We start from the raw sequence: 21,900 nt of genomic DNA on the forward strand, positions 1-21,900 counted from the left end.
GCCCCAGCGCCGCGGCGCCCGCCGCCGGCGTCGACCCCGGCACGCGCCCCGGCGCGTCCGCCAAGCCCTCGCCGACCGCGACCCGGACCACCCCGAAACCGGGCACCAAGGCCACCGACCCGGCCCCGACCCAACCGGCGGACCCGCCGAGCACGCCGGTCACCGACCCGACACCCACGGGCGAGGCCACCCCCAAGCCCACCGAGACGACGGGCACCGGTGGCGACGGCGGCACCGTCGCGGAAGGGCCGGCCGAGCCGCAGCCCGTCGCGGAGGCCCCGGCCGAACCGCAGCCCGCCGCCGAGACGCCCGCCGCCTAGACCGCGTCGCCGTCCGGGTCGCGTCGTCGCCTGAACCGCGTCGCCGCCCGGGCCGCGTCGCACGTGCGGCGCCCGCCGCTCCGGGCGCCGCACCACCGCTTCCGGCCGGGCGCACCTCTCCCACCGGATTCCGCCGGCCCGGAGGAAGTCGAGTCCTCAGGGCCGGAATCCTCGCGATCAGCCGCTCCATCGGTCCCGCCCCGCTCACGCGGCGAGAGGCCCCTTGAGGACGTCGCGGACACCGCGCGCAGCCGCGACGGCCCCGCCCGGCCCGGCCCTGCTCGCCACACCGTCCGCCCGCCCCGTCCCCGTGCCATCCCATCCCGCACCACCCGGAGTACCACCACTCATGGCATCCCGTACTCGCCGTTTTGGGCCCGCGTCCCGAGCCCCTGGCGGCTCCAGGCGCCGGCGCCTGCCCATGCGTCTGTTGCTGCCCCTGCTCGTGCTCGTCGCGCTGGGGGCGATGCTCATGCTGCGCGGATACGTGCACAGCGAGATCCTCGCCGACCACCGGGTCAGGCCGCCCGCCGCCACCGACCGGGTGCCGGAGGAGATCATGAGCGGCGGGCCCGTCATCGATGCCCGCAGCGGCCGCACCGAGAGCATGCGTGTGCCCGACCACCACCTGGTGCTCACCTTCGACGACGGCCCCGACCCGATCTGGACGCCGAAAGTCCTGGACGTTCTGAAGGAGCACGACGCACACGCGGTCTTCTTCGTCACCGGCACCATGGCCTCGCGCTACCCCGACCTGGTCCGGCGTATGGTCGAGGAAGGCCACGAGGTCGGTCTGCACACCTTCAACCACCCCGACCTGTCCTACCAGTCCAAGAAGCGCATCGACTGGGAACTGTCCCAGAACCAGCTCGCCCTCTCGGGCGCGGCGGGCATCCGTACCTCCCTCTTCCGGCCGCCGTACTCCTCCTTCGCCGACGCCATGGACGACAGGTCCTGGCCGGTGACCGAGTACATCGGCGAGCGCGGCTACATCACCGTCGTCAACAACACCGACAGCGAGGACTGGCGCAAGCCAGGCGTCGCCGAGATCGTCCGACGTGCCACGCCCAAGGGCGGCAAGGGCGCGATCGTCCTGATGCACGACTCCGGCGGCGACCGCCACCAGACCGTCGAGGCACTGGACCGCATGCTGCCCGGCCTGCGCGAGCAGGGCTACGAGTTCAGCAACCTCACCGAGGCCCTCGACGCCCCGAGCGCGCACTCCCGGGTCACCGGCCTCGACCGGTGGAAGGGCGCGGCGTGGATCTTCCTGGTCCAGGCCTCGGAGCACCTCACCGACGGGCTGGTCGTCGGACTCTCGATCGTCGGCACCCTCGTCATCGGCCGTTTCGTGCTGATGCTGCTGCTCTCCGGGGTGCACGCACGCCGGGTGCGCCGCCGCGGCTTCCGCTGGGGAGCGCCGATCACCGAACCGGTGTCGGTTCTCGTCCCGGCGTACAACGAGGCCAAATGCATCGAGAACACGGTCCGTTCTCTCGCCGACAGTGACCACCCCATCGAGGTCCTCGTCATCGACGACGGCTCCTCCGACGGCACGTCACGGATCGTCGAGGCCATGGGCCTGCCGAACGTCCGGGTGGTCCGCCAGCTCAACGCGGGCAAGCCGGCCGCGCTCAACCGCGGTGTGGCCAACGCCCGGTACGACCTGATCGTGATGATGGACGGCGACACGGTCTTCGAACCGTCCACCGTGCGCGAACTGGTGCAGCCCTTCGGCGACCCGCGCGTGGGCGCGGTGGCGGGCAACGCCAAGGTCGGCAACAAGGACACCCTCATCGGCGCCTGGCAGCACATCGAATACGTGATGGGCTTCAACCTCGACCGCCGGATGTACGACGTACTGCGCTGCATGCCGACGATCCCCGGCGCGGTCGGCGCCTTCCGCCGCAGTGCGCTGGAACGGGTCGGCGGCATGAGTGACGACACGCTCGCAGAGGACACCGACATCACCATGGCCCTGCACCGCGACGGCTGGCGCGTGGTCTACGCGGAGAACGCCCGTGCCTGGACCGAGGCGCCGGAGACGGTCCAGCAGCTGTGGTCCCAGCGCTACCGCTGGTCCTACGGCACGATGCAGGCCATCTGGAAACACCGCCGGGCCCTGGTGGACAAGGGCCCCTCGGGCCGCTTCGGCCGCGTCGGCCTGCCCCTGGTGTCCCTCTTCATGGTCCTGGCGCCCCTGCTGGCCCCGCTGATCGACGTGTTCCTCGTCTACGGCCTCGTGTTCGGCCCCACCCAGAAGACGATCATGGCGTGGCTCGGCGTCCTGGCGATCCAGGCGGTCTGCGCGGCCTACGCCTTCCGGCTCGACCGCGAGCGCATGATCCACCTCGTCTCGCTGCCTCTGCAGCAGATCCTGTACCGCCAGCTGATGTACGTCGTACTGCTCCAGTCCTGGATCACCGCCCTCACCGGCGGCCGGCTGCGCTGGCAGAAGCTGCGGCGCACCGGTGTGGTCGACGCGCCCGGCGGCGGCCCCGTGCCGCGCCAGCGGTCCCAGAGCAGCTCCGAGCGGAGGCCGGTGGCATGACCCACGGAAACCCGATCCACACGTCATCGGCGGCGTCCGGTATGCCGGGGGCGTCCTACGGCATGCCACAGCAGCGCACGACCGACCCCGCACCGACGGGCGGAACCGCCACCGCGACCGCCCCCGCCGCGGCGGCGCGCCAGGGCGGCGGCCGTGACCGCTACCTCGACCTGCTGCGCTCGATCGCCCTGGTCCGTGTCGTCGTCTACCACCTGTTCGGCTGGGCGTGGCTGACGGTGCTGTTCCCGTCGATGGGCGTGATGTTCGCGCTGGCGGGCTCCCTGATGGCGCGCTCGCTGGACCGCCCGGCCCTCGGTGTGATCCGGGGCCGGATCCGCCGGCTCCTGCCCCCGCTCTGGGTGTTCGGCGTGGTGGTGCTGGCGATGATGTTCGCGGCCGGCTGGAATCCGCTGAAGGACCCGCACCACGGCGGTGCCTGGGGCCTCGTCGATCTGGCCAACTACTTCTTCCCCGTCGGCGCCCCGCCCTTCCCCTGGCACCTCGGAGCCAAGTCCGGCCTGCTGGAGGAGACCTGGGCGGTGCAGGCGGCCGGTCCCCTGTGGTACCTGCGGGCTTACCTCTGGTTCGTCATCGCCTCCCCGCTGTTGTTGTGGGCGTTCCGCCGGGCACCCTGGCCGACGCTGCTGGCACCGCTGGGCCTCACGGCGGTCGTCGGCACGGGCCTGGTGAAGATCCCCGGCGAGACGGGCAACGCGGTGACCGACTTCGCGGTCTACGGCGGCTGCTGGGTCCTGGGCTTCGCCCACCACGAGGGCCTGCTCAAGCGAATCCCCCGCTACCTGGCGATCTCCTGCGCGGCCCTGCTCATGGCCTTCGGCCTGTGGTGGGCGTCGGGTCATCTGGGCCCCGACGGCTGGGACCTCAACGACATCCCCCTGGCCCAGGCGGCCTGGTCCTTCGGCTTCGTGGTGATCCTGCTCCAGTACTCCCCGTCCTGGCGCGAACTCCCTGGCCGCCTGGCCAGGTGGGACAAGCTCGTGACCCTCTCCAACAACCGCGCCGTCACGATCTACCTCTGGCACAACCTCCTCATCATGGCCACCGTCCCGATCCTCGACCTGTTGTACGAGCTGCCGTTCCTCCAGAGCGACAGCGCGGTGTCCGCCCTGGACAGCACCTACACCCTCTGGATGTTCGCCCTGGTCTGGCCGCTGATCGGCGCGGCGATCCTCATGTTCGGCTGGGTCGAGGACATCGCGGCGAAGCGATCGCCGCGGTGGTGGCCGAACGGGCGAGGCGGCAAGAGCCGGAGGCGCCGGCGGTAGGGGGTGGGCCGGCGCGGGGGAGGGCCCGTTCCCCGGGGTTTTGCGCGTGTGCAAAACTGCCCGAGTTGCGTCTGTGAACGGGTGGCCCGGGGGAGCGGTGGAATGAGCAAGCGGCAGACACAGAAGATGCTTCGGCTGATGGCGAGCGGGGAACCGGTCGAGCTGACCAGCCCGATGGCGTCCGTGAAGAAGCTCGCCCGGCTGGCCTTCGTGGCCCAGCAGTTCGGCTACGAGTACGCCGACGTCCGCCAGAGCAGCGGCCGCAACGGCGCGCTCATCATGCTGCTCGTGCCCGACCCGAGCCCGCAGGCCCGGGCCCGGGCCGGGCAGAACTGGGCGCAGTATCCCAACGCGGCCGACGGCGTCTCCCTGCCGCCCCTCGTGCCGGACGCGTTCGAACTCCTCAAGGCCCGTATCAACTTCGACCTCACCGGCAAGAGCGCCGAGAAGCGCATGGGGTACGGGGCTCTGGGCGTCACCGTCGGCTGTGTGATCCTCGCCTTCCGTTCCGGGGGCGAGTCCACCGACTTCGTCGCGGCCGGTGTGGTGTGGCTGCTGCTCATGGCGGTCTTCGGCATCGGTTTCCTGGTGACGCGCAAGCGCAACGCCAAGTTCGCGGCCCGGCTGCGGGCGGCGGGCTTCATGCCGGTGAACGACGAGACCGGGCGGCTGCGCTATCTGCCGCCGGGGGCGCAGCAGCCCGGGCAGGGCAACCCGTTCGCGGGTGGGCCGTACGGGGCCGCGCCCGGCCAGCCCGGTCCGGCGATGGGGGCGCCGGCGGCCTACGGGCAGCAGACGCCCGGCCCGTACGCCCAGCCGGCACCCGGCCCGTACCCCGGCCAGCCCGCGCAGGCTCCTTACGGCGGCCAGCCCGCGCAGGCTCCTTACGGCGGCCAGCCCGCACAGGCTCCTCACGGAGGCCAGCCCGCGCAAGCCCCGTACCCCGGTCAGCCCGCGCAGGGCCCCTACCCCGGTCAGCCCGCGCAGGCCCCGTACCCGGGTCAGCCCGCGCCCGGCCCCTACGGTGGGCAGCCCCCGGGCCCGTACGCCCAGCCGTACCACCAGCCCCACCCCCAGCAGAACCCCCACGGGCAGCCCCCGCAGCGCTGAGCGGAACCCCCCGGAACCTCTCATCCCGCCCGAGCCCGGGGTGAGAGCGAAGTTCCCTCGCGGTCACTCGGTGCCACACGGCAGGAAACGCGTCCTCCCTACCTTCGGGATCAGTCAGTCGGAGTACGACAGAGCCCGGAGCACAGTGGAGGCGTCATGACAGGTCCTGGCACAGCACCCGCACCCCCGAGCAAGGGCGGACGCTGGATCCGGCACTGGGACCCGGAGAACGAGACGTTCTGGAAGGAGACCGGGGAGAAGGTCGCCCGCCGGAACCTCTTCTTCTCCGTGCTGTCCGAGCACATCGGCTTCTCGATCTGGACCCTGTGGTCCGTGCTGGTGCTGTTCATGGGTCCGGAGTACGGGCTGACCCCCGCCGACAAGTTCATGCTGACCTCGATGGTCACGCTGGTCGGCGCCGTCGTCCGGGTCCCCTACACCTTCGCCGTGGCGATCTTCGGCGGACGGAACTGGACGATCATCTCCGCGACGCTCCTGCTGGTCCCGACGGTCGCCGCGTTCGTCGTGATGGAGCCGGGGACCTCCTTCTCCACGTTCCTCCTGGTCGGCCTCCTCGCCGGCATCGGCGGCGGCAACTTCGCCTCGTCCATGACCAACATCAACGCCTTCTTCCCGCTGCGGAAGAAGGGCTGGGCCCTCGGCCTGAACGCGGGCGGCGGCAACATCGGCGTGCCGGTGATCCAGCTGGCCGCTCTCGCGATCATCGGCGCCGGCGGCGGGCCGCGTGTGCTGCTCGGGATCTACATCCCGCTGATCCTCGTCGCCGCCGTCATGGCCGCGCTCTTCATGGACAACCTCGAGCACGTGAAGAACGACACCGGTGCCGCCAAGGACGCCGCGCGGGACGCCCACACGTGGATCATGTCCTTCCTCTACATCGGCACGTTCGGTTCGTTCATCGGCTACAGCTTCGCCTTCGGCCAGGTCCTCCAGAACCAGTTCGGACGCACCCCGCTGGAGGCGGCGTACGTCACCTTCATCGGCCCGCTCCTCGGCTCGCTGATCCGGCCCCTGGGCGGCTGGATGGCCGACAAGTACGGCGGGGCGAAGATCAGCCTGTGGAACTACGTCGCCATGGGCGTCGCCACGGCGGTCCTGATCGGCGCCTCCATGGAGAAGTCGCTGGCACTGTTCACCGGGGCGTTCGTGGTGCTGTTCGTACTCAGCGGGCTCGGCAACGGCTCGACGTTCAAGATGATCCCGGGCATCTTCCAGAACAAGGCCCTGGCCAAGGGCTTGGAGGGCGAGGAGGCCGCGGCGTACGGGCGGCGGCTGTCCGGGGCCTCCATGGGCCTGATCGGCGCGGTGGGCGCGCTCGGCGGCGTCGGCATCAACCTCGCCTTCCGCCAGTCCTTCCTCTCCTACGGTTCGGGCACCGGGGCGTTCGTCGCCTTCCTCGCCTTCTACGCGGTCTGCTTCGCGGTCACCTGGTCCGTATACCTTCGTCGTACGGCCCCCCGGGTAGCCGCCACCACGGCGGCCTCGGACGCGGAGCCGCAGCTCAGCTACGCCAAGGTCTGACGTAACACCAGCGACATCACGCCGATCCGAGCCTGTCACGAGCCGTTGACAGGCTCGATCGGCATGTAGGTACGCCGTACCCACGAAGTACGACGACTCGAGTGCGGGACGAGAGCCATGTACGAAGAACAGCGACCGGACCACGGGCCCCTGGCGGGTTTCACCGTGGGTGTGACGGCCGCGCGCCGGGCCGACGAGCTCGGGGTGCTGTTGCAGCGACGCGGTGCCGCCGTCCTGCACGCCCCTGCCCTGCGGATCGTGCCGCTCGCCGATGACAGCGAGCTGCTGGCCGCGACGAAGGACATCATCGAGCAGGTGCCGGACATCGCCGTGGCCACGACCGCGATCGGCTTCCGGGGCTGGGTCGAGGCCGCCGACGGCTGGGGGCTGGGGGAGGAGTTGCTGTCGCGGCTGGGCGGCGTACGGATCCTGGCGCGCGGGCCGAAGGTCAAGGGCGCGGTCAGGGCGGCCGGGCTGACCGAGGAGTGGTCGCCGTCGTCGGAGTCCATGGCGGAGGTACTGGACCGGCTCCTGGAGGAGGGGGTCGAGGGGCTGCGGATCGCGATCCAGCTGCACGGTGAGCCGCTGCCCGGGTTCGTGGAGGCGCTGCGGGAGGGCGGCGCCGAGGTGGTCGGGGTGCCCGTCTACCGCTGGATGCCACCGGAGGACATCACCCCGGTCGACCGTCTGCTGGACGCGACGGTCGCCCGGGCCCTGGACGCGGTCACCTTCACCAGTGCCCCGGCCGCGGCCTCCCTCCTCTCCCGGGCGAAGGACCGCGGACTGCTCGACGAGGTGCTGGCGGCTCTGAGCCACGACGTCCTGCCGGCCTGCGTGGGACCGGTCACCGCCCTGCCCCTGCAGTCCAGCGGCATCGACACGATCCAGCCCGAACGCTTCCGGCTCGGCCCTCTGGTGCAGCTGCTGTGTCAGGAACTGCCCGGGAGGGCCCGCTCGCTGCCCGTCGCCGGGCACCGCGTGGAGATCCGCGGCCACGCCGTCGTGGTCGACGATGAACTCAAGCCCGTTCCGCCCGCCGGCATGGCCCTCCTGCGCGCCCTCTCGCGGCGCCCCGGCTGGGTCGTCGCCCGCGCGGACCTCCTGCGGGCCCTCCCCGGCTCCGGCCGCGACGAACACGCGGTGGAGACCGCCATGGCCCGCCTGCGCACGGCCCTCGGCACCCCGAAGCTGATCCAGACGGTGGTCAAGCGGGGCTACCGCCTGGCCCTGGACCCGAGCGCGGAGACGAAGTACGCGGACGCGTGAGCCCGCCCGGGGGTTGAGCCGGAATCCGCCTCTGCCGGCCCGATCCTGAGCGGGACGCTTCGCAGTGGCCCGGCGGGCCCCGGCAGGAGCCCGACGGCCGGCTCCGGTGGCGGACCGGTCGTGCGGCGCGGCCGGGACACCCGTCGCGTCGGCGTGTGCGCGGGGGGTTTCCGGAGCCGTGGCGGGCAGGCACTGTAGGGGGGAGCGGTCCACCGGCCCTCTCACCGGCGTCTCACCGAAGCCCTCGCGACCGGGGTGAACCCCTAGGCGGTGACAGGCACATGGCACTGAGTACGGCCACGCCCAACGAGCTGCGCTTCGACACCGGGCGGATCTGTCTGGACCTGCTGACCACCACGCACCCCGAGGAACGGCTCGACTCCGTGGACGTGTTGCGCGCCTGGATCACCGGCTCCGGGCTCGTCCCGGCGGACACCGCCCTGGCCCACGCCGACACCGGCTGGCTGCTCGCCTTCCGTGAACTGCGCGCCCAGGTCGACCGGTTGGTGCGCTGCCGGCCGAGACCCGGAGTCGCGACGTACGACCTGGCCCTCGCCCGTGTGAACGACCTGGCCCGCACCGCACCTCCGGCGCTTCGCGCGGTCCGCGGTGAGGACGGCCGGCTGCTGCGACGGCTGGACGGCCCGCCCTGCTGCGCCGCCCTGCTCGCGGCCGTCGCCCGGGATGCCGTGGACCTGCTGACCGACCCCGTCGCCCGCGCGGCCCTGCGCCAGTGCGAAGGGGACAACTGCCCCATCGTGTACCTCGACACCTCCCGCGGACGCAGGAGGCGCTGGTGCTCCAGTGAGGTCTGCGGGAACCGCGAACGTGTCGCCCGGCATCGCCGCCGCGCGGCACTCGCCCGCGCGTGAAACGGAATTGAGTGGTCCGTGCACTCAATCTCCTTGTCCTAAATGCTACTTCTGCGACCACGTCGGCAAAGTGATTTCGGTTACATGCCGTTTACCTACGCCACCGTAGGGAAGGCCTGGCTTGATCTTGCCGATGTGGCGGAAATGTAAAGAACGCGGGGTGGGAATGTGACCTCATGTCCCGCTCGTCACGTCATCTTGAAGAAAACTGTCGGGTCTCTTTGAACGCCCAACCGCTCGTTTCCGTACGGCATGTGGAGCGACCGACTGGGGGAACCCCCGGACACCGGAGGTGGGCGTGCGCAAGGATTCCGTCGTGGCCAATGAACGTGCACCGAGGGCCCGACATCGCATGTCCCAGCCCTCGGAACCCGATGAGGAGCTGATGCGTGCGCTCTATCGCGAACACGCCGGACCCCTGCTCGCATACGTCCTGCGCCTGGTCGCCGGAGACCGGCAGCGCGCCGAGGACGTCGTGCAGGAGACGCTCATCCGTGCCTGGAAGAACGCCGGTCAGCTCAACAGAGCGACCGGATCGGTACGCCCCTGGCTGGTGACGGTCGCCCGGCGCATCGTCATCGACGGCCACCGCAGCCGGCAGGCCCGGCCGCAGGAGGTCGACCCGTCGCCGCTGGAGGTCATCCCCGCGGAGGACGAGATCGACAAGGCGCTGTGGCTGATGACTCTCTCGGACGCACTCGACGACCTGACCCCCGCCCACCGGGAGGTGCTCGTCGAGACGTACTTCAAGGGGCGTACCGTCAATGAGGCGGCCGAGACCCTGGGCATACCCAGCGGCACCGTCCGCTCCAGGGTGTTCTACGCCCTGCGTTCGATGAAGCTGGCACTGGAGGAGCGGGGGGTGACGGCGTGATGAGTGTTTACGGGGGTAACCAGGGGTTCGGTACGGGAGGCATGGGTATGTCTGGTCCCATGCAGGAATCTCCGGTGCCGAACGAGCACGAGACCGTCGGCGCCTACGCTCTCGGCATCCTCGACGACGCCGAGGCGACCGCTTTTGAAGCCCACCTCGCGACCTGCGAATGGTGCGCCCAGCAGCTCGACGAACTGGCCGGCATGGAGCCGATGCTCGCCGCCCTCGCCGATCTGCCCGGCTCGGGCAGCACCCCCGCGATCGGCGAGTCGCTGTCCGCGAAGCCCCGGCCGCGCCTGGTGGAGAAGCTGGTCGACGAGGTCGCCGACCGCCGCGCCCAGAAGCGCCGCCGCAGCTTCTACATGGTGGCCGCGGCCGGTGCGCTGATCATCGGCGGCCCCTTCGTCGCGGTCGCGACGAACGGCGGCGACGGCGGCAGCGGTGGCGCCGAGAACCGCCCGCTCGCGGCGAGCCCCGCGAAGGCCGCCTTCGAGGGCATCTCCGACAAGATCACCGCCACCGACCCGAACACCAAGGTCTCCGCCACCGTCGCCCTCCAGAAGAAGGACTGGGGCACGGGCATGGTCCTTGAGCTGAAGAACGTCAAGGGCCCGCTCAAGTGCGCCCTCGTCGCGGTCGGCAAGAACGGCGAGCGCGAGACCCTGTCCTCCTGGTCCGTCCCGGAGTGGGGCTACGGCCTCCCGGACGCCAAGTCCGACAAGGCCAAGGAGCCCCTGTACGTCCAGGGCGGCGCCGCCTTCGAGCCGAACGAGATCGACCACTTCGAGGTCGTCACCTTCGACGGCAAGCGGCTGGTCGAGGTCGACGCATAGGACTGTTCGGCCGTACGGCGGGCGCCATTGGGGCAACAGGTCCCGCGCCTGCCCGCCGGCCCGTAGCTTCCAGGGGTCCCCTTCGCGTACGGTTGACGGCTGCCCAGCACGTCAGAAGGGGGCCCGGTGGCCGTTCAGGCTCACAGACAAGGCGCGGTCGGTTCGGTGCACGATTCGGTTCGTGACCGGGAGATCAGCGTCGAACAGGAACACCTGGACCGGGTGTACCGGCGCCTCGAGGAGAAGATCCACGAGGCGGAGTTCCTCATGCAGGACGCGGCCCGGCGCGGCCAGGTCGGCACCCCCGGCGCACTCGCCGAGCGGGACGCCCAGGTCTTCCGCGCGGGCGTCCACCTCAACCGGCTCAACAACGAGTTCGAGGACTTCCTCTTCGGCCGTATCGACCTGCTGACCGGCAAGGACGGCAAGAAGGGCCCCGACGGGGCGTACACCGCCGTCGAGCCGGCGGAGGGCGCCGTACGCCCCGACAGCACCGCCGACATCGCCGAGACCCTGCACATCGGTCGCATCGGCGTCCTCGACCAGGACTACACGCCGCTGGTCATCGACTGGCGGGCCCCGGCCGCCGCCCCGTTCTACCGCTCCACCCCGGTCGACCCCGGCCGTGTCGTCCGGCGCCGCGTCATCCGCTCCAAGGGCCGCCAGGTGCTGGGCGTCGAGGACGACCTGATGCGCCCCGAGCTGACGGCGTACCTCGACGGCGACGAGCTGCCCGTCATCGGCGACGGCGCCCTGATGGCCGCGCTCGGCCAGGCCCGCAGCCACACCATGCGCGACATCGTCGCCTCCATCCAGGCCGAGCAGGACCTGGTCATCCGCGCCCCCGCCGCCTCCGTGACGTACGTCGAGGGGGGCCCGGGCACCGGCAAGACCGCCGTGGCCCTGCACCGCGCCGCCTACCTCCTCTACCAGGACCGGCGCCGCTACGCGGGCGGCATCCTGATCGTCTCCCCGACCCCGCTGCTCGTGGCCTACACCGAGGGTGTGCTGCCCTCCCTCGGCGAGGAGGGCCAGGTCGCCATCCGTGCCATCGGCTCCCTGGTCGAGGGCAGCGAGGCCACGCTCTACGACTCGCCGTCCGTGGCCCGCGCCAAGGGCTCCTCCCGCATGCTCCGGGTGCTGCGCAAGGCCGCGCGCGGCGCCCTGGAGCTGAACGATCCACCGGCCCGGCTGCGCGTGGTCGCCTTCGGCCGCCGCCTGGAGCTGGAGGCCCGGGAGCTGGACGGCATCCGCCGCTCCGCCCTCGGCGGCACCGCTCCCGTGAACCTGCTGCGCCCGCGCGCCCGCAAGCTCCTCCTGGACGCCCTGTGGGAGCAGTCCGGCGCGGCCGGCCGGCACTCCGATCCCGAACTCGCGGCCGAGCTGCGCTCCTCCTTCGACGAGGACATCACCTCCGAGGACGCCTTCATCGCCTTCCTCGACGCCTGGTGGCCGGAGCTGACCCCGGCGGCCGTCCTGGACGCCATGGCCGACGAACGCCGCCTCGGCCGCTGGGCCCGCCGGATCCTCAACCCCGGCGAGGTCCGCAAGGTCGCCCGCTCCTTCAAGCGCGAGGGCCGCTCGGTGCACGACATCGCCCTGCTCGACGAGCTCCAGGCCGTCCTCGGCGCCCCGGCCCGCCCCCGCAGGAAGCGCGAACTCGACCCGCTCGACCAGCTCACCGGCCTGGAGGAGCTGATGCCGGTGCGCGAGGAGTCGCAGCGCGAGCGCGCCGAACGCCTCGCCCAGGAACGCGTCGAGTACGCCCACGTCATCGTCGACGAGGCACAGGACCTCACCCCGATGCAGTGGCGCATGGTCGGCCGCCGCGGCCGGCACGCCACCTGGACGGTCGTCGGCGACCCGGCCCAGTCCTCCTGGTCCGACCCGGACGAGGCCGCCGAGGCCCGCGACGAGGCGCTCGGCACCCGCCCCCGCCGCCGCTTCGAGCTCACGGTGAACTACCGCAACCCGGCCGAGATCGCCGAGCTGGCCGCGAAGGTCCTCGCCCTCGCCATGCCCGGCTCCGTGTCGCCGAAGGCGGTCCGCTCCACCGGCGTCGAACCCCGCTTCACCGTCGTGGAGGACACGCTGGGCGCCACCGTCCGCGACGAGGCCGCCCGGCTGCTGGAGCGCGTCGACGGCACGGTCGGCGTGGTCGTCGCCATGCAGCGCCGCGAGGAGGCCCGCCGCTGGCTCGCCGGTCTCGGCGACCGGGTCGTGGCCCTCGGCAGCCTGGAGGCCAAGGGCCTGGAGTACGACGCGACGGTGGTGGTCTCCCCGGCGGAGATCGCCGACGAGTCCCCGGCCGGCCTGCGCGTCCTCTACGTCGCGCTGACCCGCGCCACCCAGCAGCTCACGGTCGTCTCGGCCGACCGGGACGAGCCCGACGCGGCGGGAGTTCCGGATCTCCTCAGGGACTGAGGCCCGATACCCACTTGCCGGCGAAATGAACTACCGATACGGGAATGGCCTTACGGGATCTGTTTGTTAGCCTGGATGTGGCACCGGCTCGATCCAAGCCCCCGGGCCCAACCTTCGTCGCTACGAGCGACCACTTGCCGCGAGGCGAGCATGGCGGGTCGGTGCCACTTCTCTTCGAAGAGACCCACGTCCACGTGACGTGGGTCTCTTTTGCTGGCTTCCTCCTGGCCCTTTCCGCGCCCTTTCCGCGAACAAAACGTTCGCAATCGAGGGCGGCTACCTGCTACTCAGCGGTAGGTGCGACGATCGGACGGCACAACTCAGGCTCAGGTGAAAGCAGAGGAAGTCGGCCATGGCAACGGCGCCCAGCGTCTCCTACTCGATGACGGTCCGGCTGGAGGTGCCCGCGAGCGGAACCGCCGTCTCGCAGCTCACCACCGCCGTGGAGTCCTCCGGAGGCTCGGTGACCGGCCTCGACGTCACCGCTTCCGGTCACGAGAAGCTCCGCATCGACGTCACCATCGCGGCGACGTCGACCGCGCACGCGGACGAGATCGTCGAGGAACTCCGCGGCATCGAGGGCGTCACCCTGGGCAAGGTCTCGGACCGGACCTTCCTCATGCACCTCGGCGGCAAGATCGAGATGGCGTCCAAGCACCCCATCCGCAACCGTGACGACCTGTCCATGGTCTACACGCCGGGCGTGGCGCGGGTGTGCATGGCGATCGCCGAGAACCCCGAGGACGCCCGCCGCCTCACCATCAAGCGCAACTCCGTTGCGGTCGTGACGGACGGCTCCGCGGTGCTGGGCCTGGGCAACATCGGCCCCAAGGCCGCGCTGCCCGTCATGGAGGGCAAGGCGGCCCTCTTCAAGCGGTTCGCCGGCATCGACGCCTGGCCGATCTGCCTCGACACCCAGGACACCGACGCGATCGTCGAGATCGTCAAGGCGATCGCCCCGGGCTTCGCGGGCATCAACCTCGAGGACATCTCCGCCCCGCGCTGCTTCGAGATCGAGGCCCGGCTGCGCGAGGCCCTCGACATCCCCGTCTTCCACGACGACCAGCACGGCACCGCGATCGTCGTCCTCGCCGCCCTGACGAACGCCCTGCGCGTCACCGGCAAGGCCATGGAGAACATCCGCGTCGTCATGTCCGGCGCAGGCGCTGCCGGCACGGCCATCCTGAAGCTGCTGCTCGCCGCGGGTGTCAAGAACGCCGTCGTCGCCGACATCCACGGTGTGGTGCACGCGGGCCGCGAGGACCTGGTGGATGCCGCCCCCGATTCGGCGCTGCGCTGGATCGCCGACAACACCAACCCCGAGGGCCTCACCGGCACCCTCAAGGAGGCCGTGCGCGGCGCCGACGTCTTCATCGGCGTCTCGGCCCCGAACGTCCTCGACGGCGACGACGTGGCCGCCATGGCCGAGGGCGCCATCGTGTTCGCGCTTGCGAACCCGGACCCCGAGGTGGACCCGGCGATCGCCCGCCAGACCGCGGCCGTTGTCGCCACCGGCCGCTCGGACTTCCCGAACCAGATCAACAACGTGCTGGTCTTCCCGGGTGTCTTCCGCGGTCTGCTGGACGCGCAGTCCCGCACGGTCAACACCGAGATGATGCTGGCCGCCGCGACCGCCCTCGCGGACGTGGTGACCGAGGACGAGCTGAACCCGAACTACATCATCCCGAGCGTCTTCAACGACAAGGTCGCGGGCGCGGTCGCCGGTGCCGTGCGGGAGGCCGCGAAGGCGGTCGGCGCGACGGCGGGCAGCCCGTCCGGCGTCTGAGGCCGAGGCCGGGCCGGGCCCCGACGGGGCCCGGCCCCCGGACTGTGAGTAACCCCACGGCCGCCGGGAACCCGGCGCGTCGCAAGACCCCTGTCAGCAGCGCAGCTATCGTGGCGCCAGGCTCAGGCCCTCTTTTCGTGTGACTCCCCAAGGGTGTTCTCACGACTCCTGCGGGTGCCGGATTGGCTTTCCCGCCGCAGGTAGGGGCAGGATGCGTCCCTGGGCGCGAGGGTCTGACGACGGACCCGGGTCCGGGGACTCATCGAGGACCCTGGCAGCATCGGCTTCGATCTGACGCCTCAACGGCAAGATGAACACGGGAGTAAGAACATGAACCGCAGTGAGCTGGTGGCCGCGCTGGCCGACCGCGCCGAGGTGACTCGCAAGGACGCCGACGCCGTGCTGGCCGCGTTCGCCGACGTCGTCGGCGACATCGTCTCCAAGGGCGACGAGAAGGTCACCATCCCCGGCTTCCTGACCTTCGAGCGCACCCACCGTGCCGCTCGCACCGCCCGCAACCCGCAGACCGGCGAGCCCATCCAGATCCCCGCCGGCTACAGCGTGAAGGTCTCCGCGGGCTCGAAGCTCAAGGAAGCGGCCAAGGGTAAGTAAGCGGCCCGTTGCGTGCGCCGTGGGCAACTGCGGGCCGCCTGTGGCCGGTCGCGCAGTTCCCCGCGCCCCTTCGGGGCGCGCCAAGCAGAGCCGCATGAAACGCCGAGGGGCGGCCACCTGATCCAGGTGGCCGCCCCTCGGCGTGTTGCGGTGTGGGACTACCCGAGCGGCCAGCCGGACGGGCGGGGCCGCGGGGGCCGGGATCAGCCGAGCGCCTTGCCCGGCAGCTCGACCTTCGCGCCGGGCTCCACGAGTTTCTCCATGCTGTGCCTGCCCGGGGGATGACCCCCGGACCCCCAGCCGGACGGGCGGGGCCGCGGGGGCCGGATCAGCCGAGCGCCTTGCCCGGCAGCTCGACCTTCGCGCCGGGCTCCACGAGTTTCTCCATGCTGTGCCTGCCCGGGGGATGACCCCCGGACCCCCAGCCGGACGGGCGGGGCCGCGGGGGCCGGATCAGCCGAGCGCCTTGCCCGGCAGCTCGACCTTCGCGCCGCCTTCGCGCCGGGCTCCACGAGTTTCTCCATGCTGTGCCTGCCCGGGGGATGACCCCCGGACCCCCAGCCGGACGGGCGGGGCCGCGGGGGCCGGATCAGCCGAGCGCCTTGCCCGGCAGCTCGACCTTCGCGCCGAGCTCCACGAGTTTCTCCATGAAGTTCTCGTAGCCGCGGTTGATGAGGCCGATGCCGTGGACGCGGGACGTGCCCTGGGCCGCCAGGGCCGCGATCAGGTACGAGAAGCCGCCGCGGAGGTCGGGGATGACCAGGTCCGCGCCCTGCAGCTTGGTCGGGCCCGAGACGACGGCCGAGTGCAGGAAGTTGCGCTGGCCGAAGCGGCAGTTCGAGCCGCCCAGGCACTCGCGGTAGAGCTGGATGTGCGCGCCCATCTGGTTCAGCGCGGACGTGAAGCCGAGGCGGGACTCGTAGACCGTCTCGTGGATGATCGACAGGCCGGTGGCCTGGGTCAGGGCCACGACCAGCGGCTGCTGCCAGTCCGTCTGGAAACCGGGGTGCACGTCCGTCTCGAGCGCGATGGACTTCAGCTGGCCACCGGGGTGCCAGAAGCGGATGCCCTCGTCGTCGATCTCGAAGGCACCGCCCACCTTCCGGTAGGTGTTCAGGAACGTCATCATCGAGCGCTGCAACGCGCCGCGGACGTAGATGTTGCCCTCGGTCGCCAGCGCCGCCGACGCCCAGGACGCGGCCTCCAGGCGGTCCGGGAGAGCGCGGTGGTTGTAGCCGCCGAGCTGGTCCACACCCGTGATGCGGATCGTCCGGTCGGTGTCCATCGCGATGATCGCGCCCATCTTCTGCAGTACGCAGATGAGGTCCTCGATCTCCGGCTCGACGGCCGCGTTGGACAGCTCCGTGACGCCCTCCGCGAGGACGGCCGTCAGCAGCACCTGCTCGGTCGCGCCGACGGACGGGTACGGCAGCGCGATCTTCGTACCGCGCAGCCGCCGGGGCGCCTCCAGGTACTGACCGTCCGCCCGCTTCTCGATCTTCGCGCCGAACTGCCGCAGCACCTCGAAGTGGAAGTCGATGGGCCGGCCGCCGATGTCGCAGCCGCCGAGACCGGGGATGAACGCGTGGCCGAGGCGGTGCAGCAGAGGCCCGCAGAACAGGATCGGGATACGGCTCGAACCGGCGTGGGCATCGATGTCAGCGACGTTCGCGCTTTCCACGCGCGTCGGATCCATCACCAGTTCGCCGGGCTCGTCACCCGGACGGACCGTCACACCGTGCAGCTGCAGCAGACCCCGCACGACCCGGACGTCGCGGATGTCAGGAACGTTGCGCAGCCGGCTCGGAGCGCTGCCCAGCAGCGCTGCGACCATGGCCTTCGGTACGAGGTTCTTCGCACCGCGGACACGGATCTCGCCCTCCAGCGGGGTTCCGCCGTGGACAAGCAGGACATCGTCGTTGACGGTCATGAATCTCGCGTTCCATGGAGTCGGGCAGGGGCCAGAAGGGAAAGGGTAATCGCCCACCACCCCCCTTCTGTAAGCCTGAGTGAGACCCAGCCACGTCACCGCTCTGTCACAACACGAACCGTTCCGGGCCGGGCACATGGGGTCACGGCCGGTTTCGTGCGCGTGGGACGCTTCGGTGCGCCCTGAGCTGCGGCCCCCGCCCCGTGCCGCATTGCCTCCCCACGCGCGGGGAGAATGCGGGATCATGTCTGCCATGACCGAGGTGTCCTCGCTCACAGGGCGGTTGCTCGTGGCCACCCCCGCCCTGGCGGACCCGAACTTCGACCGTGCGGTGGTGCTGCTCCTCGACCACGACGAGGAGGGCTCGCTCGGCGTCGTCCTCAACCGCCCCACCCCGGTGGACGTGGGGGACATCCTGGAGGGCTGGGGGGATCTCGCCGTGGAGCCGGGTGTCGTGTTCCAGGGCGGCCCGGTGTCGCTGGACTCCGCCCTCGGGGTGGCGGTCGTCCCCGGCGGCGCCTCCGGCGAGGCCGCCCCACTGGGCTGGCGCCGGGTGCACGGCGCGATCGGCCTGGTCGATCTGGAGGCCCCGCCGGAGCTGCTGGCCTCCGCCCTCGGCTCCCTGCGCATCTTCGCCGGGTACGCCGGCTGGGGCCCGGGTCAGCTGGAGGACGAGCTGGCGGACGGCGCCTGGTACGTGGTCGAGTCGGAGCCCGGTGACGTCTCGTCCCCCTCTCCCGAGGGGCTCTGGCGCGAGGTGCTGCGCCGCCAGCGCAGCGAGCTGGCGATGGTGGCGACGTACCCGGACGACCCTTCGCTCAACTGATGCGTGTGAGCTTCAGTACCCTTGGCCCTATGAGCACTCTCGAGCCCGAGCGCGGGACTGGTACGGGGACCCTCGTTGAGCCGACGCCGCAGACCTCCCACGGTGACGGTGACCACGAGCGCTTCGCCCATTACGTCCAGAAGGACAAGATCATGGCGAGCGCCCTCGACGGCACCCCCGTCGTGGCGCTGTGCGGCAAAGTCTGGGTACCGGGCCGCGACCCGAAGAAGTACCCCGTTTGTCCCATGTGCAAGGAGATCTACGAGTCCATGAGCTCCGGCGACGACGACAACGGCAAGGGCGACAAGTAGGCCTGACCCGCGGGGCGTGAGGCCCCCAGGGTGCGTTTCGCGCGCCCTGGGGGCTTTTGTGCTGTCCGGGCGTTGCGCAGGGTGCTCCTGCCGGTCACAGAGTGGTTGAGACCTCTTGTGGGCGTGTTCATGAAGTCCCTAGCCTCCAATGTGTTGTGCACAGCGAAACCCCCATTGCGCATGTTGCAACGCTCCCTCGGAGGATCACTTCATGAAGCTGTCCGTCCGTGGTGCCGGGCTCACCGCCCTCGCCGCTCTCCTGGCCACCGCCTGCGTGCCCCAGACCTCCTCGAACTCCTCCTCCGGCAAGGACGAGAAGACCGGCACACTGCGCGTGTGGCTCTTCCAGGAGGTCGGCAACGCCCCCAAGGAGAAGGTCGTCGACTCCGTCGTCGCCGGGTTCGAGAAAGCCCACAAGGGCACGAAGGTCGAGGTCGAGTACATCCCGGTCGAGACCCGCGCCCAGCGCGTCAAGGCCGCCTTCAACGACCCCGGCTCCGCGCCCGACGTGATGGAGTACGGCAACACCGACACGGCCGGCTATGTGAAGGACGGCGGACTCCTCGACGTCACGAAGGAGTTCGGCGACTGGACCGAGGCGAAGGACACCGACCCGACGGCGAAACAGTCGGTGACGGTGGACGGCAGGCTCTACGGCGCCCCGTTCTACGTCGGCGTCCGCGCCCTGTACTACCGCACGGACGTGTTCGAGGAGCTCGGCCTGTCCGCCCCGAGGACGATGGACGAACTCGCCTCCACCGCCCGGAAGATACGCGCCGCGAAACCCGAGCTGTACGGGCTGGCGGTCGGCGGTGCCTACACCTACGGCGCGATGCCGTTCGTCTGGGCCAACGGCGGTGAACTGGCCAACGGCAAGAGCGGCTCGTACGCGTCCGGCATCGACAGCCCCGAGGCCCGCAAGGGCATCAAGGCGTACACGTCCCTCTTCGGTGACGACAACTGCCCGGCCGCCAAGTGCGCGGGCATGGGCGGCAACGACACCGTCAGCGCCTTCGCCGCCGGCAAGGCGGGCATGGCGATCGGCGGCGACTTCAGCCACACCGCCGTCGAGGCCGGGAAGGTCAAGGGCAAGTACGCCGTCGTCCCGCTGCCGGGGGTCACGTCCGGCTCCATCGCTCCCGCCTTCGCGGGCGGCAACAACATCGGCGTCCTGAAGAGCACCTCGCACCGCACGCTCGCCGTCCGGCTGATGGAACAGCTCGCCTCGAAGAAGACGCAGGGCGAACTCTTCGACGCCATGGGCTTCCTGCCGACCTTCACGGACGTCCGGACGCAGGCCGCGGCGAATGAGCCGTTCGTGAAGCCCTTCGTGCGGACCCTCTCCGCCGGAACCAGGTTCGTGCCCGCCTCACCCGCCTGGGCCCAGATCGACTCCTCCCTCGTCCTGCCGACGATGTTCCAGGAGGTCATCAGCGGCAAGAAAGACGTCACGAAGGCCTCCGAGGACGCCGCGAAGAAGATGAACTCGGCGTTCGGCTCCGCGGGGTGAGCCGGGTGAACGACCGCGGTTTCGTGAAAACCCCCGCGGCCGCCACGGCACCGACCGTGCCGTCCCCCCGGCCCCCGCGCGAGGCCACCGACGATCAGGGCGGCCGCACCGCGCGCCGGGCCGCCCGTGGTACCGGCGGCTGGACCCCCTGGCTGTATCTCGCGCCCGCGCTGGTCGTGCTCGGGGGACTGCTCGTGTACCCGATCTGCCAACTCGGCCTGATCTCCCTCTTCCAGTACACCCAGGCGCAGGTCAGTGGCGGTGAGCCGGCCACCTTCGAGGGGTTCGGGAACTACGCCCGCCTGTTCGGGGACCCGCAGTTCTGGCAGGTGCTGCTCGCCACCGTGCTGTTCGCGGCGGCCTGTGTCGTCTCGACGCTCGCCGTCGGCTGCGCCCTGGCCGTGCTCCTCACCCGCGTCCGGGCCGTACCGCGGCTCGCGTTGATGCTGGCCGCCCTCGGCGCGTGGGCGACCCCGGCCGTCACCGGCTCCACGGTGTGGCTGTTCCTCTTCGACCCGGACTTCGGCCCGGTCAACCGGATGCTGGGCCTCGGCGACCACGCGTGGACCTACGGCCGCCTGAGTGCCTTCTTCCTGGTGCTGCTCGAAGTGGTGTGGTGCTCCTTCCCGTTCGTCATGGTGACCGTCTACGCGGGGATCCGCGCCGTACCCACCGAAGTGCTGGAGGCCGCCTCCCTGGACGGCGCCTCACAGTGGCGCATCTGGCGTTCCGTGCTCGCCCCGATCCTCCGGCCGATCCTGGTCGTCGTCACCATCCAGTCGGTCATCTGGGACTTCAAGGTCTTCACCCAGATCTACGTCATGACGAACGGCGGCGGCATCGCCGGACAGAACCTGGTCCTGAACGTCTACGCCTACCAGCAGGCCTTCGCGTCCTCGCAGTACGGCCTCGGCTCCGCGATCGGCGTCGTGACGCTGCTGATCCTGCTCGCCGTCACGCTGGTGTACCTGCGGCTGCTGCGCCGGCAGGGGGAGGAACTGTGAATCCGCTGCGCGCCGGTGTGCGCCGTCCGGGCCGACTGGCCGCCGAGGCCTGCGCCCTGCTGATCGCGGTCGTCGTCGCCTTTCCCCTCTACTGGATGGTCCTCAGCGCCTTCAAACCGGCCGGGGAGATCGAGTCGAGCGAACCCCGGCCCTGGACGCTCGCGCCCTCCCTGGATTCCTTCCGGCGTGTCTTCGGGCAGCAGGAATTCGGCCGCTACTTCCTCAACAGCCTCGTCGTGGCGGGCTGTGTCGTGATCGCCTCCGGGCTGATCGCGTTTCTCGCCGCGACCGCCGTCACACGATTCCGCTTCCGCCTCCGGACCACCCTTCTGATCATGTTTCTGGTGGCCCAGATGGTGCCCGTGGAAGCCCTGACCATCCCCCTCTTCTTCCTCCTGCGGGACGCCGGTCAGCTGAACACGTTGGGCTCGCTGATCCTGCCCCACATCGCCTTCTCACTGCCCTTCGCGATCTGGATGCTGCGAGGGTTCGTGAAAGCCGTCCCGGAGGCGCTGGAGGAGGCCGCGTACATCGACGGGGCGAGCCGGGCGCGATTCCTCTGGCAGATCCTTTTCCCGCTCGTCCTGCCGGGTCTCGTGGCCACCAGCGTGTTTTCGTTCATCTCCGCCTGGAACGACTTCCTGTTCGCCAAGTCGTTCATCATCAGCGACACCTCGCAGTCGACGCTGCCGATGGCCCTGCTCGTCTTCTACAAGCCCGACGACCCGGACTGGGGCGGAGTCATGGCCGCCTCCACGGTCATGACGATCCCGGTCCTGGTCTTCTTCGTACTCGTACAGCGGCGCCTGGTCTCCGGACTGGGCGGAGCGGTGAAGGACTGAC

At 70.7% G+C, this 21,900-nt stretch carries 17 protein-coding genes and 1 pseudogene; 17 read left to right on the forward strand and 1 reads right to left on the reverse strand.

The window, feature by feature from the left end:
* The 12 genes and pseudogenes from FDO69_RS39875 to FDO69_RS39930 all read left to right on the forward strand — a co-directional run.
* Nucleotides 1–320, forward strand: a pseudogene (locus FDO69_RS39875) (hypothetical protein); the annotation flags it as partial.
* A gap of 349 nt (nt 321–669) precedes the next feature.
* Entirely contained in the window at nt 670–2,871 is a 2,202-nt protein-coding gene (locus tag FDO69_RS39880) for a bifunctional polysaccharide deacetylase/glycosyltransferase family 2 protein (RefSeq protein ID WP_104788910.1), read from the forward strand.
* Complete coding sequence (locus FDO69_RS39885) at nt 2,868–4,157, forward strand: acyltransferase family protein (protein ID WP_104788912.1); 1,290 nt, start codon at nt 2,868–2,870, stop codon at nt 4,155–4,157. The genes FDO69_RS39880 and FDO69_RS39885 overlap by 4 nt, the downstream gene beginning before the upstream one ends.
* A gap of 102 nt (nt 4,158–4,259) precedes the next feature.
* Nucleotides 4,260–5,267, forward strand: a complete 1,008-nt coding sequence (locus tag FDO69_RS39890; protein WP_104788915.1) for a hypothetical protein — start codon at nt 4,260–4,262, stop codon at nt 5,265–5,267.
* Between the two features lie 156 nt (nt 5,268–5,423).
* A complete protein-coding gene (locus FDO69_RS39895) occupies nt 5,424–6,809 on the forward strand; it encodes a nitrate/nitrite transporter (protein WP_104788918.1) in 1,386 nt (461 codons plus the stop codon).
* Nucleotides 6,810–6,926: 117 nt separating this feature from the next.
* A complete protein-coding gene (locus FDO69_RS39900) occupies nt 6,927–8,075 on the forward strand; it encodes a uroporphyrinogen-III synthase (protein ID WP_104788920.1) in 1,149 nt (382 codons plus the stop codon).
* 281 nt (nt 8,076–8,356) lie between these two features.
* Nucleotides 8,357–8,947 (forward strand): CGNR zinc finger domain-containing protein, encoded by a 591-nt coding sequence (locus tag FDO69_RS39905; protein ID WP_104788922.1) that lies wholly within the window; start codon nt 8,357–8,359, stop codon nt 8,945–8,947.
* 352 nt (nt 8,948–9,299) lie between these two features.
* On the forward strand, nt 9,300–9,821 hold the full coding sequence (locus tag FDO69_RS39910) for a sigma-70 family RNA polymerase sigma factor (protein ID WP_010039908.1): 522 nt from the start codon (nt 9,300–9,302) through the stop codon (nt 9,819–9,821).
* A complete protein-coding gene (locus FDO69_RS39915) occupies nt 9,821–10,654 on the forward strand; it encodes an anti-sigma factor family protein (RefSeq protein WP_104788925.1) in 834 nt (277 codons plus the stop codon). The genes FDO69_RS39910 and FDO69_RS39915 overlap by 1 nt, the downstream gene beginning before the upstream one ends.
* 99 nt (nt 10,655–10,753) lie before the next feature.
* Nucleotides 10,754–13,078 (forward strand): HelD family protein, encoded by a 2,325-nt coding sequence (locus FDO69_RS39920; protein WP_420878585.1) that lies wholly within the window; start codon nt 10,754–10,756, stop codon nt 13,076–13,078.
* Between the two features lie 352 nt (nt 13,079–13,430).
* Entirely contained in the window at nt 13,431–14,864 is a 1,434-nt protein-coding gene (locus tag FDO69_RS39925; RefSeq protein ID WP_104788930.1) for an NAD-dependent malic enzyme, read from the forward strand.
* 330 nt (nt 14,865–15,194) lie between these two features.
* On the forward strand, nt 15,195–15,476 hold the full coding sequence (locus FDO69_RS39930) for an HU family DNA-binding protein (RefSeq protein ID WP_003990598.1): 282 nt from the start codon (nt 15,195–15,197) through the stop codon (nt 15,474–15,476).
* A 589-nt stretch (nt 15,477–16,065) separates the two neighbouring features.
* Here the strand turns inward: FDO69_RS39930 and murA are convergent.
* On the reverse strand, nt 16,066–17,406 hold the full coding sequence (gene murA, locus FDO69_RS39935) for a UDP-N-acetylglucosamine 1-carboxyvinyltransferase (protein WP_104788933.1): 1,341 nt from the start codon (nt 17,404–17,406) through the stop codon (nt 16,066–16,068).
* A 253-nt stretch (nt 17,407–17,659) separates the two neighbouring features.
* On the opposite strand from murA, the gene FDO69_RS39940 reads away from it, so the two are divergent.
* From FDO69_RS39940 to FDO69_RS39960, 5 genes are all read left to right on the forward strand, one after another.
* On the forward strand, nt 17,660–18,232 hold the full coding sequence (locus FDO69_RS39940) for a YqgE/AlgH family protein (RefSeq protein ID WP_167526778.1): 573 nt from the start codon (nt 17,660–17,662) through the stop codon (nt 18,230–18,232).
* 29 nt (nt 18,233–18,261) lie between these two features.
* Nucleotides 18,262–18,543, forward strand: a complete 282-nt coding sequence (locus FDO69_RS39945) for a DUF3039 domain-containing protein (RefSeq protein WP_104788937.1) — start codon at nt 18,262–18,264, stop codon at nt 18,541–18,543.
* A 211-nt stretch (nt 18,544–18,754) separates the two neighbouring features.
* Complete coding sequence (locus FDO69_RS39950) at nt 18,755–20,053, forward strand: extracellular solute-binding protein (protein WP_104788940.1); 1,299 nt, start codon at nt 18,755–18,757, stop codon at nt 20,051–20,053.
* Nucleotides 20,054–20,058: 5 nt separating this feature from the next.
* Nucleotides 20,059–21,057 carry a carbohydrate ABC transporter permease gene (locus FDO69_RS39955; RefSeq protein ID WP_420878583.1) on the forward strand — a complete coding sequence of 333 codons (999 nt, stop codon included), beginning with the start codon at nt 20,059–20,061 and terminating at the stop codon, nt 21,055–21,057.
* Nucleotides 21,054–21,899 (forward strand): carbohydrate ABC transporter permease, encoded by an 846-nt coding sequence (locus FDO69_RS39960; RefSeq protein WP_104788943.1) that lies wholly within the window; start codon nt 21,054–21,056, stop codon nt 21,897–21,899. Before FDO69_RS39955 ends, FDO69_RS39960 begins: the two co-directional genes overlap by 4 nt.
* Nucleotide 21,900 lies beyond the last annotated feature (1 nt).

Origin of the sequence: Streptomyces tibetensis (assembly GCF_007655005.1) — a bacterium.
GTDB classification, from domain to species: domain Bacteria; phylum Actinomycetota; class Actinomycetes; order Streptomycetales; family Streptomycetaceae; genus Streptomyces; species Streptomyces tibetensis.